Here is a 17,024-nt window from a genome sequence, read left to right as displayed (position 1 = left end):
TATTAGAATAAATAATAAGGGGGTTTTATTTTGAAGAAAATTTATATTCCTATGATTGTCGCCATGTTAGCAACACCTATAGGAAATATTGCGAGTGCAGAAGAAGATTCAAAACTAAATACTGGTAGTGAAAATACGGAAGAAGTAGTAGAAGTTGAAGGCAATGTCGAAGAATGGTTGGAAGATGTTGTAGAAGAAGTTCCGACTGAAAATGTGGAATTAGAAGGTTATGAAAACTTAGGACCAATGATTTTTAAATCTTCTGCTATTTCATCTAAGATTGCTGCAAACAACAACGGAGATTACTTTATATATTACATCATGCACGGCTCTCCAGCAGCATTAGTAGTAGTAGATTATAAAACGAAAGAAATTGTACATAACTTTACTTTAGAAGATTCCAAAAGTGCCTGGGGATTAGATGTGGATAAGAATGGAAAACTTTGGGTTGGTGGATCTGTTTCAAGCGTTCTTTATAGTTATGATCCGAACACGGAAGTTTTTGAAAAACATGGAGCTATTTTTTCAAACAAAAGTGATACTTCTATTCAAGATCTCATAGTAGAAGGAAATAAAGTTTATGCTGGTTCTGCTTATGGGGGATCTCTTGTAGCTTTTAACACAGAAACAAATGAAATAGAAGAGTTTGGACAAATTAGAAAAAGAAAAGAATTTGTAAAGTCGATTGTAGCGGATGAAAAAACCGATGAAATATTTGTTTCCATTGGATCTCCGATGGATTTATTAGTCAAAAAGCCCAAAACAAAAAATTTCACTTCTTTTTTGCCATCTAAATATATGTCTGAAAAATATGCACAAGATTTAATCTTAACGGATAAATATGTAGTTGCACGATTATATCCATCAAATGTAGCTGTCGTTTTCGATAGAAAAACACTCAAAATTGAAGACGAGTTTGAGTTGAATTCCAAAACAGTTTCTAAATTGTCTCCGGATGGAAAGTCTATCTATTATACAAAAGCGCAACAATTAATAAAATATGATTTTGAAACAAAAGAGCACACAGAGCTTGGCTTATTCTTACCTAAGGGTACTGAAGCGGTTAACCTAGATTTTATTCAAAAAAAATCAGCAGTAGAAGATGAAACCCACAAAGAGGAATTAAAAGGTAACGTTCCTATAGTCAAATCATTTGAACAGAGTATTCCAGTAAAAGTAGATCCAATCCTTGATCATCCAGTGGTAAAGGAACCAATTATTGAGGAATCTACTGATGAACCAAAAGAATGGATTTTGTCGGGAATGGTTGATAATTTAGGTCAGCTATTTGAGTATAATCCACAAACGGAAGAAATAAATTATCTTCAGTTCGATTTACCAGAGCAACCAGTAGAACTTTATACTTTAGCTTCTAGCTCAGATGGAACGAAGATTTTTGGGAATGGCTATATGTCAGGTGGACTAGGTGTATATGATGTTGCCACTGGAAATAAAGAATTATATAGAAACATTAGTCAAATTGAATCCATGTATGATATTAATAACAAACTTTATATTGGTGCGTATCCACTTGCTAGATTTTTAGTTTATGATCGTTCACTTTCATGGGATACAACGAATCCAAAAGAAGTTATACGAATGAGTCAATATGGTCAAGAAAGAACAACGGCTGTAGCTCCATATAATAATGGAAAAGAGATTGTGTTTGGAACATTACCAGATGCTAGTGTTGGTGGTGGTGCTCTAGTTTTCTACAATCCGGAATCAGAGAAAATGGAGATATATGAAAACTATATTTACAATCAAAGCATTGTATCTCTTGTAAGTAGAGGTACAGAAATATTTGGTGGAACATCTATTCATGCGAATCAGCAAGTGAACCCAAGGGGTGCAAGATTGTTCTACTTTAATAGAAATAACCCGGAAGATAAAAAATATATCCATCTACCTTTCGACTCAAGTATGATTACTAGTTTAATAGTAGATAAAGATAACAAAGTATGGGGTATGGCAGACGGTAAACTATTTGTTTATACAGATGAATGGACAGATGTTAAAACAGTTGAGTTATTACCGTTAATCTCAGGTAGATTCCGTAATGCCCAAATCGTAGATAATAATGATGGATTCATATACGGAAGTGTTGAAGGGAAATTCTTTAAAATTACAAAAGCCACTTTAGAAGTAGAATGGCTGAAGGACAAAGGCGTTTATGGCCTTGTAAAAGACATTAATGGGAATTTATATTATTACGATGGTGGAAGTAATTTATGGAAATATACAATCGAAAAAAATCGTGAGGCTTCAAAACAGGCTAGTAGTAAATAAGTAGAAGAAATTATACTTTTCAACTTAGTACTGTCTAAACGTCAGACGCCAGTCCACCTATTGTTAGTCATTAAAACTGGGGGCGGCGTCTGTAGCTTTTATAAAAAAAGGAGAATCTTAATTTAATGAAACAAAAACTGCTTTACTTTTTAGTTATTTTTGCAATTGCCACGGGTGCACTATTCCAACCGAATCAAGCGGAAGCACAAACAACTAACGTTTATTGGGACGGTATTTTAATGGTTCCTGGTCAAGCAGGTAAAATAAAAGTATTAAAACCAATTAATTTATGGAAACGTACTTCGAACGGATTAGTTTTTGAGAGAGTATTAAAAGTGGGCGAGCAATACCGAGTATATCGCTATGATAATCTATATGGTGGTCAATATGGACTTGGCGCTAATATGTATATTACAAAAATTGCCGGTTATGTAGACTACAAGACGCCATCCAAAGCGAAATTACAAGAGTTAGCAAAAGCAACAGGAACTACGACTCCTGTAACAAGTAATCCATCTCAATTATTCCCAACTGAAACTACACCAAACATAACTGGTGGTAAGGTTTTGAGTCAATCTATTACCCAAATAGCGCCGGGAATTCGAAAAAAGTATTTTGATATTGATGGTGAAATTGGAAAACAAAATGTATTTGTTATAGATTATGATGGAAAAACTACTAATATCGAAATAAAAACAGAACTTGCTAAAGATCAATTAATTGGTCTCGAAACTACATCATCCCAAGCGAATAGTGTGGAACAAAATGATTCTTATCATGTTGTTGCCGGTGTAAATGCAGATTACTTTGATAGTCAGGGACAACCAATTGATTTAATGATGATGAATGGTTCCATTGTTTCCACACCACAAACTGCTATTAATGAATTAGCTGTTTTAGGTATCAAGTCAGACGGTAAAGCAATTATTGGTGCTCCTCAAGTGTCGATAAATGTTAGTGTAAATGGTCAACAATCTTATGCTATTAATTCTGTTAATAGAAAAAGGTTGGCAAATCAATTAGTAGTTTACACGAGAGATTTTGCCGCAACTACAAATACGAACCAACTTGGTACGGAAGTAAGAATAAAAGTGGATTCTGGTAAATTAAATGGTAAAGAAGTATTGACTGGGACTGTTCTTGAAAATGTCACAGGTGTAGGAAATGCTACATTAAATAGAGATGAAATTATTTTATCTGGGCATAACTTTGCTAGTCAGTTCTTGCAAACTATTCAAGTTGGAGACAGAATCGAAATTAGTACAACATTTACTCCTGTTGAATGGAATGATGTACAAGAATCTGTAAGTGGAAGGTACCATCTAGTGAAAAACGGAACGCTTCAAACGATCCAAGTTGCAGGTGTTGCTCCACGTACGGCAGTTGGTATCCGAAAAGATGGAAGTATTTTTACGACGGTTATCGATGGCAGATCAGACAATAGTAAAGGCTTGACTTTACAAAACACTGCTAAGCTCATGAAAGATTTAGGGGCAAATTATGCAATGACGTTTGATGGTGGTGGATCTTCTACTGTTGTTACAAGAGAGTTAGGTAATAATAAAGTAACTGTTATAAATAATCCTTCGGACGGATATGAACGATCGGTTTCAAACTCTTTATTATTCATTAGTAATTATAAAACAGGTGCTTTGCATACAATTGCACCAACATCAGATGTTATTGAAGTATTCCAAGGTGCTGCTTATGCGGACTTGTCCGTTCCTGTTAAAGGTATCGATCAATATATGAATCCTGTACAATTGTCAGGAAACGGAAAAGTAACTTCATCTGCTTTAACGACAAGTGGAGGTAAGCAGATTGTTTCAGCAAGTCCGGGTGTTTACGGGGGAGTTGTAACATTCGATGGGAAAACAACGAATATTAAAGTAGTAGTAACGAACACTTTAGACAGTATTGTCCCATCAGAAAGTTACTTACAAGTGCAAAAAGGGCAGGCTATTCAAATTTCCGCAAAAGGAATGAAAAATGGACAAGCTGTTCTTACAGAATCATCTGCATTTAGTTGGGCTTCTACAGTTGGTGTTATTCAAGCGAATGGTAAATTTACCGCGCAAAATAAAGATGGATTAGGGTCCATTTCAATAAAATATGGTTCTAAATCTATAACAATCCCGGTTATTGTCGGTGAAGTGGCTCCTACTATATTAGAATCTTTTAATAAAGGTATATTTAATTATGAAGCAACTGGAGATCGAGTAAATTCTGTTTCAGTCCAAGAAGCAAAGAATGATCGAGACGGAACAAAAGCGATAAAACTAGTTTATGATTTTACGAATACATCTGGTACATCCGGAGCATATATAAAAGCAAAAACGAACTTAACAATTAGTACTCCACCTAAAAAAATAGGTATGTGGGTAAAAGGTGATGGAAAAGGAAACTGGCTTAGAGCACAATTAGTAGATGCAACTGGTAAAGTTATTCAGCTGGATCTAGACAAAAATGTCAATTGGACTGACTGGAGATTTGTAGAGGCAAGCGTTCCAACTGACTTATCCTATCCACTTAAAATGGACTTACCAATTCGATATATGCAAACTGAAAACAACAATAAATCGAATGGTGAAATAATTATTGATGATATCCAAGCTATTTATAAAGATTAGTAGTAAGTAAAAAGTTCTACTTATTGCGATTATTTTGGAAGTGTGATAATGTAATTGGTATGGATTTTTTTGCTAACTATGGAGGGAAGTACATGACTTCAAAAGATAAAAGTAACGGGAATATTCATTCATCTAATTCTTTTGTTGAAGACCAAGCCCCAAAAGTGATTGGTTATTATAAACGCCAAGCTTGGGCATTAAAAGTTTTTGATAAAATTGATCAAGGTAATATAGTTGCAGACGGTACTAATGTAATACTCGCTTCATCTATTATCCAATCCAAAAACAATTTGTATTTTCCTGCTTTCATGCGAATAAATACAAAAGAAAAAGGTAAAGTGGTTGGTGCTTATTTAATCATAGAAGAAGATGAGAGTTTTCAATTATTACCTCTGGAAAGAGCTTTAGAAGAATTACAAATGGATGAATTATTACCTTTTAAGTATCGAACACTTGAACAAATTGAGGATGACAGCTATCAAGTAAACTGGCCAGACTTCTCGTAACAAGTTTGATATATTGTTGAGCGAATGTTCTTATGCTACTCTTTTTATTAAAACCGGGCGTATTTTGCCCGGTTTTTCTTATAATTCCGCGAATTTCCGTTTCAGGTGGACGCTTTCCGCGGGGTGAGCGATGAATCATCACCGCCCCTTCGGGTACGTTGTGATGTTTCATCTGTCTCCGAGGAACGAAGGCTAAGTGCGCCACATCGTGTGGCAACGCCTTCGTGACCAACATCCTGTTTGCCTCCGTCTGGAGTCGCCATCTTTCACTACGAACCTTTAAGTGAATAGTGTTCATCGTACTTAAAACTTAAAAGAATTTAAATAATACCGGGGATTTTCGTTTCAGGTGGACGCGTTCCGCGGGGTGAGCGATGAACCATCACCGCCCCTTCGGGTACGTGGTGATGTTTCATCTGTCTCACTGATCCCGCTGGAGTCGCCACCTTTCACTACAATCCATTAAGTAAGTATTACTTAAGTAAGAGAGAAAACAACTTTTTGCACCGTGCAAATAAGAGAGAGAAAAGTTGAAAAGTTTGGCACTTTCTTTTGCTAATCCATATGACAAGCAGAACTAGAGAAAAAATAGATAGTATCTATTCATAAAGAAGCGCTTAGCGGACGAAATTGCATCTTCGTCCGCTTTTAAATATATAGGGAAGGAATTATTCTCTTATTATACAAACCAAACGCATCATGTCTTCACCAATTCAAAGAGGGAGACGGATTTCTCTATCCATTATTCTAACAGTAATAGTGTAGCTAATGCTTCGTCCAAAGCACTCGGAAATTATTGAAGAAAAGATGATTTTAACTTTTTCTATGAAAAAGAATACTGTAGGAAACATTTTCATCCTAAGGTGTGAGTATTAATTCATGTGTGTTTCTAAGTTAAAAGTAATCTTTATCAAATTCAAAAAAGAAAAGACTGTTTTTTGCTTTTTATGAAGCGAAAAGTCAGTCTTTTCTTTCTTTATATTAAACTTGGTTACAAGTCTATTTTTATAGTATAATCATTAATTGTAGGAAACTTTTAAATTGCTCACTCGTCTACTAATTATGGAACATACTAATTTAACAATCATGTCACGGATCGGAAACTTTGACTTTCTTCAGCTGTTGACTGGACATCCACTGAATAGTAGATATTGCAACTGGAAATAAGGTGTTTCTACTAAGTAAAGTTAAAATTAAATATAAAGACAAGGATGATATTTTTGGATATAAAATTACTTCTTGCTTTTATCGTATCACTGGTAACGGCAATAGCTGTTACACCACTAGTTATTAAACTGGCACATAAAATAGGAGCTGTAGATAAACCTTCCGAGCGTAAGGTTCATCAAAATGTGATGCCGAGATTAGGTGGACTTGCAATATTTATTGCCGTTACTGTAGGTTATTTTGTTGCAGGATTATATGAAGCAAAAATTAATGGAATAATTGTTGGTGCATTGATTATCATAGTCTTGGGAATAATAGATGATAAGTATGAAATTTCTGCAAAAGTAAAGTTAGCTGGTCAAATACTTGCTGCTTGTGCAGTAATGGGTAGCGGTTTAACGATTCAAGTATTAAATATTCCCTTTCTAGGTGTGTTTGATCTTGGAATATTTTCGTATGTAGTCACATTACTATGGATTTTAGCAATAACTAATGCGATTAACTTAATTGATGGTTTAGATGGATTATCGGCGGGTATCTCTTCTATTGTATTTGCAAGTATTGCGTTTCTAGCATTTTCTGCAGATAAAATGTTGATTTTAACACTTTCCTTAATATTATTAGGAAGTACACTTGGATTTTTGTTTCATAACTTCTATCCGGCAAAAATCTTCATGGGAGATACAGGTTCCATGTTTCTAGGGTATTCAATTGCCATATTGTCGTTGTTAGGATTGTTTAAAAGTGTGACATTGTTTAGCTTTGTCGTACCAGTAATGATTTTAGGTGTACCTATTTTTGATACTTCGTTTGCGATTATTCGTAGACTTGTAAATAGAAAGCCGATATCTGTAGCCGATAAGTCGCATTTACATCACCGATTACTGGCTCTCGGATTATCACATCGGGATACTGTTTTAGTAATATATGGTTTCGGTTTGATCTTTAGTATTTCTGCGATTACATTTGAAACTTTAACATTAAGATGGGCAATTTTTATTGTGGTTTTCATTTTGATTGCTTTTGAGATTGTTGCAGAAAAGATAGGTCTTGTAAATGATGAGTATCGACCAATAATATCTGTTTTTCGTAAGGTTGTTGGGTATAAGCGCAACTAGCTTTTAGGCCGATAAGATGCGTTTTTATTTAGTCTAAAAGAATTAACCTAAATAGGGGAATTTGTGCTTTTCACATATTAATTTTAATTAAATAATTTATTGAATGGTTGGTGTAAACGAAATGAAAGTACCAATGTTAGATTTATCCGAACAATATGCATCTTTAAAAAGTGAAGTATTAGAAGCACTAGATAGTGTGATGAGTAGTTCACAATTTATTTTAGGAAATAACGTAAAGAAATTGGAAGCGGATATCGCTAAGTATAGTCATGTTTCTCATGGTATCGGGTGTGGAAATGGTAGTGATGCAATTCATATTGCTCTACAAGCGGCAGGAATTGGTGCTGGAGATGAAGTAATTACAACACCCTTTACATTTTTTGCAACAGGTGGAGCGATTGTAAGAGCAGGAGCTACTCCAGTTTATGCGGATATTGACCCTGTGTCCTTTAATCTAGATCCTAACGAAATTGAAAAACATATAACAGATAAAACGAAAGCGATTATTCCTGTTCATTTATATGGACAAATGGCGGATATGGTTAGCATCCGTAAAATTGCTGATAAACATAACTTAGTTGTTATTGAAGATGCAGCTCAAGCAATTGGTGCCAAACAAGGTGAGTTAACAGTAGGTGAACTAGGGGATGCAGCAACATATAGTTTCTTCCCAACTAAAAACCTTGGCGCTTATGGCGATGCTGGAATGGTCATCACTAACAATGACGATATTGCGGAAAAGAGTAAAGTAATTCGAGTACATGGAAGTAAACCAAAATACTACCATCATGTGCTTGGCTACAATAGTCGATTAGATGAAATGCAGGCAGCAATATTAAATGTTAAGTTCCCTCATTTAGATAAGTGGGGTGAACAACGTAGAAAACACGCAGACTTTTACACAAGTTTATTAAATGAAAAAGTGTCTGAGTTTGTTCAAACACCTGTAAAAGTAAAAGGTTTCTATCACGTATTCCATCAATATACAATATTGACCGATCGTCGAGATGAATTACAAGCTTACTTAAATGAAAATGGTGTCTCTACTATGATTTATTATCCACTACCATTGCATCTTCAACCAGTTTTTGAAAGCTTAGGATACAAAAAAGGGGATTTCCCTAAAGCTGAAAAAGCTGCAAATGAAGCACTTTCTTTACCAATGTTCCCTGAGTTAAAAGAAGAACAACAAAAATTTGTGGTAGAGAAAATTGCTGAGTTTTTTGCTAAAAAATAATGAAACGGTGAAATGGGTAGAGGGAGACGTGTATACGTTTCCCTCTACCTGCCTGTATTGAAGGAGAAGTGTAATGACAGAAAATAAGAGTTATCGATTATATGATTCATTAGAATTTTTTTGGAAGAAAAAGATTTGGTTTCTTATTATCCCAATAATTGTGGCTATCCTAGGATTTTTAGGTTCTATGTTAATTCCTAAAGACGGAGATTACGTAGGAAAGAGTACTATATTTACAGGATCTGTCAAAATGGAAGCATTAACAAATCCAGAACATATAATGACCAATTATGGAAAACATTTTACAGGAAAAACAGAAGTATTTGTTCCAACTAGAAGTTATATAAAAACAGAAACGTATGGGAATAATAAAGAAGAAGTAACAAAAGAGCTTAATCAGTTCAATGATCAACTGTTGGATGCTCTAATGGCACGAAATAATAAGATAATTGAAGGTACAGAAAAGTATGCTGCTACTCAAGAATTAAGAGCTAAAAACTTGGAAGAAACGATTGCTAGTTATAAAAAACAATTCGAGAATTCAGTGAACTTAACAGATGCAAATAATTTATCTAGTTTATTGCTACAAGCTGAATCGGAATTAACAAATTCATTGGCTACAACGCAGCGTGTGCGAAATGATATTCTCGTATACGAACAACCTGCACTTGCTAAGGCATCAACCGTTGTCAAAACAAAATCATATGGTTTAGAAGGTACGATTGCTGGATTTATTTTTGGGATTTTATTAACACTGTTTGTGTTATCTTTATGGAAATATATTTTAGAAGCAAGAGGGAGTAAAAGAGCATGATACAATTTGCAATAGTAGGTATGGGTTTCATCGCAGATAAGCATATAGCTGCTATCCGCAATACAGAAGGCGCAAACCTATTTGCCATTTGTGATAACAACCCTGACAGATTAGTATTAGATGATGAAAATGTTTTAAAATATACAGACTTAGAAAAAATGCTTCAGGACAACCCTCAAATTGATGTTGTGAATATTTGTGTGCCATCTGGCCTTCACGCTAATTTGACGAAAATTGTTGCGAAATATAAAAAACATATTATTACCGAAAAACCAATGGCTCTAAATTCTGCGGATGCAAAAGAAATGATGCAAGTAGCAGAAAAAGAAGGCGTTAAACTTGCTATCGTACATCCGAATCGTTACCGTCCGGCAATTATGGAAGTTCGAAATTTGATGGATGCAGGAAAAATGGGTAAGTTAAGCCATGCGAATGCAACAGTTCGATGGAATAGAGGTCAAGAATATTACGACCAAGCTCCATGGAGAGGAACGAAGAAGTTTGATGGTGGCGTTTTGATGAATCAGGCGATACATAATTTAGACTTACTTCTTTGGTTTATGGGTCCGGTGAAATCTGTTCAAGGCATGGTAGCAACAAGATTCCGTGATATAGAAACAGAAGATGTTGCAACTGGGCTAATCGAATTTGAAAGTGGTGCGCTTGGTGTTGTAGAAGCTGCAACAACTATCTACCCACAAAACTTAGAAGAATCTCTTTCCATTTTTGGTGAAACTGCTAGCGTGAAAATTAGTGGGAAAAATGCTTTATTTATTGAAACATGGGATGTTGAAGGATATAAAGAAGAGGAAGTAGAAGCTTTGAAAGCAAAAATACAGAATGATCCTTGGGGTAAAAAGGGGCATGACTGTATTATTGAAGATATGGTAGCCGCAATTAATGAAAATCGAGAGCCAGCGGTGAGCGGTCTAGATGGTTATAACCCGGTTCGTTTAATCGAAGCAATTATCGAATCATCTGAAACAGGCAGACGTATTACTTTTTCGTAATTAGAAAGTGAAAGTGTTCTGGCAAATTAATAAGATTTACAATCTGATTGACAATAAAAGGAGAGACAATGATGTCTACATATTATGAAGAACTATTAGCAAAAATTGAAAATCATACTGCCGTAATTGGTGTAGTTGGACTAGGTTATGTAGGATTACCACTTTCAGTAGAAAAAGCAAAAGCTGGTTACACTGTTATAGGTTTTGATGTACAAGAATCTAAAGTAGAACAAGTAAACAAAGGAATTAACTATATTGGTGATGTAGTCGATAACGATTTGAAAGATATGGTAGAGTCTGGTCATTTAAGAGCTTCATCGGATTATGGTTCTATAAGCGCAGTGGATGCAGTAGCAATCTGTGTTCCAACTCCATTAGATATTTATCAACAACCAGATACTTCTTATGTAGAAAGTTCTGTGCATGAAATTGCTAAATATGCAAAAAAGGGAACTTTAGTCGTTCTGGAGTCAACAACTTATCCAGGTACTACAGAAGAAATTATACGAAAAGCTTTAGAAGATAAAGGGTTTATTGTTGGAGAGGACATTTTTATTGCATATTCTCCTGAAAGAATAGATCCAGGTAATAAGAGTTTTAATACAAAAAATACTCCAAAAGTAGTTGGAGGTATTACAGAAAAATGTACGAATGTGGCAGCGGCGCTTTACAGCAGTGTACTAGATGGTGATGTGCATAAAGTTTCAAGCCCAGCGATTGCTGAAATGGAAAAGATTTTTGAAAACACATTCCGTCATATTAATATTGCACTTGCAAACGAAATGGCAATCCTTTGTGAAAAAATGGGAATTGACGTTTGGGAAGTAATTGATGCAGCAAAAACGAAACCATACGGCTTTATGGCGTTCTATCCAGGACCAGGTCTTGGTGGGCACTGTATTCCAATAGATCCATTCTATTTAACATGGAAAGCAAGAGAGTATAACTACCATACTAAATTAATCGAATTAGCTGGTGAAATTAATAACTCGATGCCGGAATATGTCATTACTCGTTCAATGCAAATATTAAACGACGAAGGTAAAGCACTTCGTAATGCGAAAGTTCTTTTACTTGGTGTAGCTTACAAAAAAGACATCGACGATATGCGTGAATCTCCTTCATTAAAATTAATTGAATTACTTATTCAACAAGGGGCTGATTTCAAATCAATCGATCCACATGTTGATAAATTCAGAGTAAATGGTGAGGTTTTACAGACATCTTCATTAACAGATGAGTTACTGGAAGAAGCAGATATCGTTATTTTAGCAACAGATCATAGTTCATTTGACTATGCGAATATCGCGAAAAAATCGAAAGTAATTTTTGATACGCGTAATGCATTCAAAGGAATCGAAACTCCAAATCGTTATATCAAACTATAAGGGGGCTGTGAACATGAACTTTATACATGAAACTGCTAAACTTGGCGAAAATACAACTGTTGGTTATTTCTCAGTCATTGAAGAAGGCGCGGAAATTGGTAACAATGTTCGTGTAGGTAATCGTGTAACGATTCATGCCGGCTCAATTATCGGTGATGGTACAACAATAGATGATGGAGCGGTTGTTGGAAAACAACCTAAACCTGCTAAAACAAGTACGATGCAAATTACAAAAGAAATTCCTCCGCTTAAACTTGGAAAAGAGTGTACGGTTGGAGCGAATACGATTATTTATAGAGGTGCAATTATTGGCGACAGTACATTAATTGCAGATTTAGCAACTGTACGAGAAGACGTGGAAATTGGATCATTTGTTATTATAGGCCGTAATGTTACAGTAGAAAACTTTGTAACAATTGGCGATAGAACAAAAATTCAATCGAACTCTTATATTACTGCCCATTCTACTTTAGAAGATCGAGTATTTATCGCACCATGTGTGACTACAACAAACGATAACTTTATGGGTAGAACAGAAGCACGTTTCGATAAAATTAAGGGTGCAATTGTAAAACGTGGAGCTCGAGTTGGTGGTGCTTCTATTATTCTTCCTGGTATTACAATTGCGGAAGAAACCTTTGTAGCAGCCGGAGCAATCGTTACAAAAGATACGGAAGAGAAAACAGTCATTAAAGGGTTCCCAGCTAAATTTTTAAAAAATGTACCTGAGGAGGAACTACTCTAAGTGTTTTCTCAGCTAAAACGTTTAGGAGCGGATTCGCTCCTTTACGCATTTATGAATGTAGGAACGAAACTAATTGCTTTTGCATTGTTTCCATTCTATACGCATTACTTTCCAGATCCAACAGAGATGGGTGTACTAGGATTAATAGATCGCAATTTTAACCTGTTAACTTTTCTCGTCATATTCGGAACAGACTCTGCATTAGCTTTTTACTATTTTGAATATAAGGATAAAGAAACAAGAGTAAAATATGTACGTTCAGTCATGACGTTTCGTTTAGCAATAGTTTTAATATTATTGCTTCTATTCTTTGCAGGTGGAGACTGGCTGTCCACATTATTGTTTAATTCAACAAAATATACATTTTTGTTCTATATCGCATTTGGAACGCTCTTTTTAGATACTATTATTTCTCTCGTGCTTACTATACTGCGGTATGAATTTAAAACCAAAAGAGTAGTGTTTACTACAGTAGCTAAAATGCTCTTAACAGCAATATTTTCTATGCTTATAATAGCTTTTATCTGGACATCGCTTGAAGGTGTTCTAATAGGGCGGTTAATAAGTGTAGCCATTATAATGCTAGTGATTATAAAACCGGTCAGCATATATATACGTCCTTTGTTTGATTGGAAAATTTTAAAGAAGATTTTAATATACGCGACTCCACTTGTTCCTGCATCTTTGGCTTTTTATGTGATTAGTAATGCAAATATATTCTTATTGAACGAATATTCTACCAAAATCAATGTCGGTATATACGAATCTGCCACTAAGTTTGCAACATTTATTACATTGTTGACTACAGGAATACAACTTGCATGGCGACCTTTTTCTATGTCTATGAAAGATAAAGAATCTAGTCCAAAGTTATTTTCTAGTTTTTATGCAATTATTTTGTTGGCAGGATGTTTTGGAGTATTGACGCTTGCTACTATTATGCCGTTAGTTGTTTTAATGTTATCTGAAAATTATCAAAGTGCATATGCATATGTAGCACCAATTTCCATTGCGACATTTTTAAATTTCTATTATTTGATCGTATCAACAGGAATTTTCTATTCTAAACAAACAAAACACGTATCTATTGCTTTTGGGATTGCTGCAATTATTTCGATAGTTTTAGGAATAATAGTTATTCCTATGTATGATATATGGGGAGCAGTTATCGCTTATGTTGTGCCGTACTGTGTTGCATTGTTTTTAGTGTTCCGTAAGAGTCAAAAGCTTTATTATGTTCCGTTTTCGGGTTTTAAAATGGCGTGGACAATCCTATGCTTAATTGTAGCAACTGCAAGTATTGTATATATTCAAGTGAAAGATTTAAACGGCTGGTTAATTGCAGGAGTATGGATTGGTTTTATCATCCTAGTTCTTGTAGTACGAATGGATAAATATTTTGTGAAAAGAAAGTAATGGTGATAAGACATGTCGAAGAAATGTATAACTAACCTAAGGCATAAAGATTTTTATCCTATTAAAGGTGTGGGCTATGAAGGTTTTTTTAGAGGTTATTTTTACTATGAAAATCAATATGTCACCCATGAAAACTTAGCAAGTCTATTTGATGGTGAAGTGCTTTCTTCCATGAATTTTGCAAGTTGGAATGGTGAGTTTGCGCTCATATTTCAAACTAACAGCGAGGTAATATTAGTTACAGATAAAAAAAGGTCTATTCCATTGTTTTACAAGTTGGATGAATCAAATGCTTGGATTGTACAGGATCATCTTGAACCTAATTCTAAAATGATGATTCGAAAAGATGCAGAGGAAGAGCTTTTATTGACAGGCTTTGTAGTTGGTAAGAAAACATTATTTCAAGGTTGGTCTCAACTTGAAGTGGCTTCTTTTGTTCGATTAAACGAACAGGCATCGGTTTATCAATATTATTCCTATGTTACAGAAAAAGAATCTGATTCAATTGATAGTTTTGCTGAGGAACTTTCTCATATTTTAAATACAGTATTTGATGACTTGGTAGTAAGATTGGATGGAAGAAAGATTGTCCTTCCCCTAAGTGGTGGTTATGATTCTCGAATCATTGCCTTATTATTAAAAGATAGAGGACTCTCTGATTCTATTATTACTTTTACGTACGGCAGACCAGGTAATGGGGAAGCTACTGTTAGTAAAGAAATTGCCGATCGTTTAGGATTGAAATGGAAGTATTTCTCATATGACAAAGCTATGTGGGAAAAACTTTATAAATCAAAACTGTGGAAAGATTATGTTTTATTTGCAAGTAATGGAACATCTGCTGCGCATTTACAAGACTTTCCAAGTACTAAGTTATTGGTGGAAGAAGAATCTTTAGAGAATGCTGTTTTTATCCCTGGTCATTCACTAGACTTTTTAGGTGGAAGTCATTTACCATATGAAGCTATTATTGATAAAGAGTTTACTGAAAAGGATATAGTAGATTTTATTGTTCCAAAGCATTTCAGATTATGGCAAAAACAAGGTGGACTAGATCATATAAGTAGTAATATAGGTAAATCTCTTACTAAAAATGTTTCCGCTTCTAAAAACTATACGAATGAGCTGGTTACTTCAATTATTGATGAATGGAACTGGAAAGAACGACAAGCAAAATTTATCATTAACTCTGTTCGCGTCTATGAATTTTTTGATCAGGATTGGTCTATGCCATTATGGGATGACCGTTTGATTTATTTCTTCAGCAAAGTTCCGGCGGATTTAAAATATAAAAAGTATTTATATGATTATACTTTGCATAAAATGTATCCTGATTTTTACCCATTACCTCAAAAGCCAGGCCCAGAAAATTCATTAAAAAATAAATATGGATTACTCTATCCTTTATTGCGCAAAATATATCGAAAGAAAAATCTTTACAGAAAATATTTTGATGAACCAATGGAGTGGTTTGGTATTTATCCAACGTATAAGCAATATGTAAAATCGCTAACGTTTAAAAAAGATGGGCAAAAATATGAGCACCCATATAATATCAATTCATTTATCGTAAAAGATATGATTCAACTGATGAAGGAGATAACAAAATGAAAGTTCTTACCATATTAGGTGCAAGACCACAATTTATAAAAGCAGCTCCTGTTTCACGCGTATTACGCCAGGAAATAACTGAGCTAATCATTCATACAGGACAACATTATGATGCAAATATGTCTGATATCTTTTTCGATGAGCTAAACATTCCAAAGCCTGATTATAACTTAGGTATTGGATCAGGAAACCACGGAAAACAAACTGGTGAAATGCTTGCTAAAATTGAAGAGATAATTTTAAAAGAGTCTCCGAATTTTGTACTTGTTTACGGAGATACTAATTCTACACTTGCGGGTGCACTTGCTGCAGCAAAACTTCATATTCCAATTGTACATATTGAAGCTGGTCTTAGAAGTTTTAATAAGCTAATGCCAGAAGAGGTTAACCGCATTTTAACAGATAATGTGTCAAGTTTACTTCTTTGTCCAACGGAAACAGCTATTCAAAACTTAACGAACGAAAATATTACGGATGGCGTTTATAATATTGGGGATGTTATGTATGATGCAGTTTTATACAATAAAACACTTGCTGAATCTACCTCTACTATATTAGAACGGGAAGAATTACAAACAAAAGATTATTTATTAATCACCATACATCGTGCAGAAAATACGGATGATGTTGATCGGATGAAGTCAATATTAGATGCATTTAGTCAAATACCAGACAAAAAAGTATGGCCAATTCATCCACGTACGAAGAAAAAATTAGAGGACTACGGATTCCAACTGGATCAAATCCCTAATTTACAAGTAATCGAACCTGTTGGCTATTTAGATATGCTTACATTAGAAATGAATGCCAAAAAAATTGTTACAGATTCTGGTGGAGTTCAAAAAGAAGCTTACTTTGCAGAAGTTCCTTGTGTCACGGTTCGTGACCAAACTGAGTGGGTGGAAACATTAATAGAGGATGCAAATATTTTAACAGGAACGGATACAACCAAAATTGTAGCTGCTGTACAAAAGCACGTTACACCGTCTTATACTCCGGTATTTGGCGATGGAAAAACTGCTGAAAAAGTATTAGCTTTACTGAAAGAATATAAAAATTAATTCAGCAAATGTTTTTACAACAAGCTAGCGCA

The 17,024-nt window shown here is 34.7% G+C and carries 12 protein-coding genes; all 12 read left to right on the top strand.

Annotated elements, in window-relative coordinates; all coding sequences use genetic code 11:
* Positions 1-30 precede the first annotated feature (30 nt).
* Positions 31-2,289, top strand: coding sequence for an NHL repeat-containing protein (locus ACTSKG_RS07930; protein ID WP_464757615.1), 2,259 nt, complete (start codon positions 31-33; stop codon positions 2,287-2,289).
* A gap of 125 nt (positions 2,290-2,414) precedes the next feature.
* Positions 2,415-4,919, top strand: a complete 2,505-nt coding sequence (locus tag ACTSKG_RS07925; protein ID WP_464757613.1) for a phosphodiester glycosidase family protein — start codon at positions 2,415-2,417, stop codon at positions 4,917-4,919.
* 92 nt (positions 4,920-5,011) lie between these two features.
* The gene (locus tag ACTSKG_RS07920; RefSeq protein WP_464757611.1) at positions 5,012-5,425 is read left to right on the top strand and encodes a hypothetical protein; all 414 of its coding nucleotides are present in this window, start codon (positions 5,012-5,014) and stop codon (positions 5,423-5,425) included.
* A 1,220-nt stretch (positions 5,426-6,645) separates the two neighbouring features.
* Positions 6,646-7,710, top strand: coding sequence for a glycosyltransferase family 4 protein (locus ACTSKG_RS07915; protein ID WP_464757610.1), 1,065 nt, complete (start codon positions 6,646-6,648; stop codon positions 7,708-7,710).
* 121 nt (positions 7,711-7,831) lie between these two features.
* Entirely contained in the window at positions 7,832-8,947 is a 1,116-nt protein-coding gene (locus ACTSKG_RS07910) for a DegT/DnrJ/EryC1/StrS family aminotransferase (protein ID WP_464757608.1), read from the top strand.
* Between the two features lie 73 nt (positions 8,948-9,020).
* On the top strand, positions 9,021-9,761 hold the full coding sequence (locus tag ACTSKG_RS07905) for a hypothetical protein (protein WP_464757606.1): 741 nt from the start codon (positions 9,021-9,023) through the stop codon (positions 9,759-9,761).
* Entirely contained in the window at positions 9,758-10,771 is a 1,014-nt protein-coding gene (locus ACTSKG_RS07900) for a Gfo/Idh/MocA family protein (protein ID WP_464757605.1), read from the top strand. Before ACTSKG_RS07905 ends, ACTSKG_RS07900 begins: the two co-directional genes overlap by 4 nt.
* Before the next feature lie 71 nt (positions 10,772-10,842).
* On the top strand, positions 10,843-12,159 hold the full coding sequence (locus ACTSKG_RS07895; RefSeq protein WP_464757603.1) for a nucleotide sugar dehydrogenase: 1,317 nt from the start codon (positions 10,843-10,845) through the stop codon (positions 12,157-12,159).
* A gap of 13 nt (positions 12,160-12,172) precedes the next feature.
* Complete coding sequence (locus ACTSKG_RS07890; RefSeq protein WP_464757601.1) at positions 12,173-12,904, top strand: acyltransferase; 732 nt, start codon at positions 12,173-12,175, stop codon at positions 12,902-12,904.
* Positions 12,905-14,320: a lipopolysaccharide biosynthesis protein gene (locus ACTSKG_RS07885; RefSeq protein ID WP_464757600.1), complete on the top strand. Its 1,416-nt coding sequence runs from the start codon at positions 12,905-12,907 to the stop codon at positions 14,318-14,320.
* A 12-nt stretch (positions 14,321-14,332) separates the two neighbouring features.
* Positions 14,333-15,931, top strand: coding sequence for a 7-cyano-7-deazaguanine synthase (locus ACTSKG_RS07880; RefSeq protein ID WP_464757599.1), 1,599 nt, complete (start codon positions 14,333-14,335; stop codon positions 15,929-15,931).
* Entirely contained in the window at positions 15,928-16,992 is a 1,065-nt protein-coding gene (gene wecB, locus ACTSKG_RS07875) for a non-hydrolyzing UDP-N-acetylglucosamine 2-epimerase (RefSeq protein ID WP_464757598.1), read from the top strand. The genes ACTSKG_RS07880 and wecB overlap by 4 nt, the downstream gene beginning before the upstream one ends.
* Positions 16,993-17,024 lie beyond the last annotated feature (32 nt).

The organism is Psychrobacillus syltrankelensis (assembly GCF_055454035.1).
This window is presented reverse-complemented; position numbering and strand designations above follow the sequence as displayed.

Excerpts from the sequence above, each read along its gene's own strand:
- ACTSKG_RS07925 (WP_464757613.1), top strand. The coding sequence starts at position 2,415 with ATGAAACAAAAACTGCTTTACTTTTTAGTTATTTTTGCAATTGCCACG.
- ACTSKG_RS07920 (WP_464757611.1), top strand. The coding sequence starts at position 5,012 with ATGACTTCAAAAGATAAAAGTAACGGGAATATTCATTCATCTAATTCT.
- ACTSKG_RS07910 (WP_464757608.1), top strand. The coding sequence starts at position 7,832 with ATGAAAGTACCAATGTTAGATTTATCCGAACAATATGCATCTTTAAAA.
- ACTSKG_RS07905 (WP_464757606.1), top strand. The coding sequence starts at position 9,021 with ATGACAGAAAATAAGAGTTATCGATTATATGATTCATTAGAATTTTTT.
- ACTSKG_RS07900 (WP_464757605.1), top strand. The coding sequence starts at position 9,758 with ATGATACAATTTGCAATAGTAGGTATGGGTTTCATCGCAGATAAGCAT.
- ACTSKG_RS07895 (WP_464757603.1), top strand. The coding sequence starts at position 10,843 with ATGTCTACATATTATGAAGAACTATTAGCAAAAATTGAAAATCATACT.
- ACTSKG_RS07890 (WP_464757601.1), top strand. The coding sequence starts at position 12,173 with ATGAACTTTATACATGAAACTGCTAAACTTGGCGAAAATACAACTGTT.
- ACTSKG_RS07880 (WP_464757599.1), top strand. The coding sequence starts at position 14,333 with ATGTCGAAGAAATGTATAACTAACCTAAGGCATAAAGATTTTTATCCT.
- wecB (WP_464757598.1), top strand. The coding sequence starts at position 15,928 with ATGAAAGTTCTTACCATATTAGGTGCAAGACCACAATTTATAAAAGCA.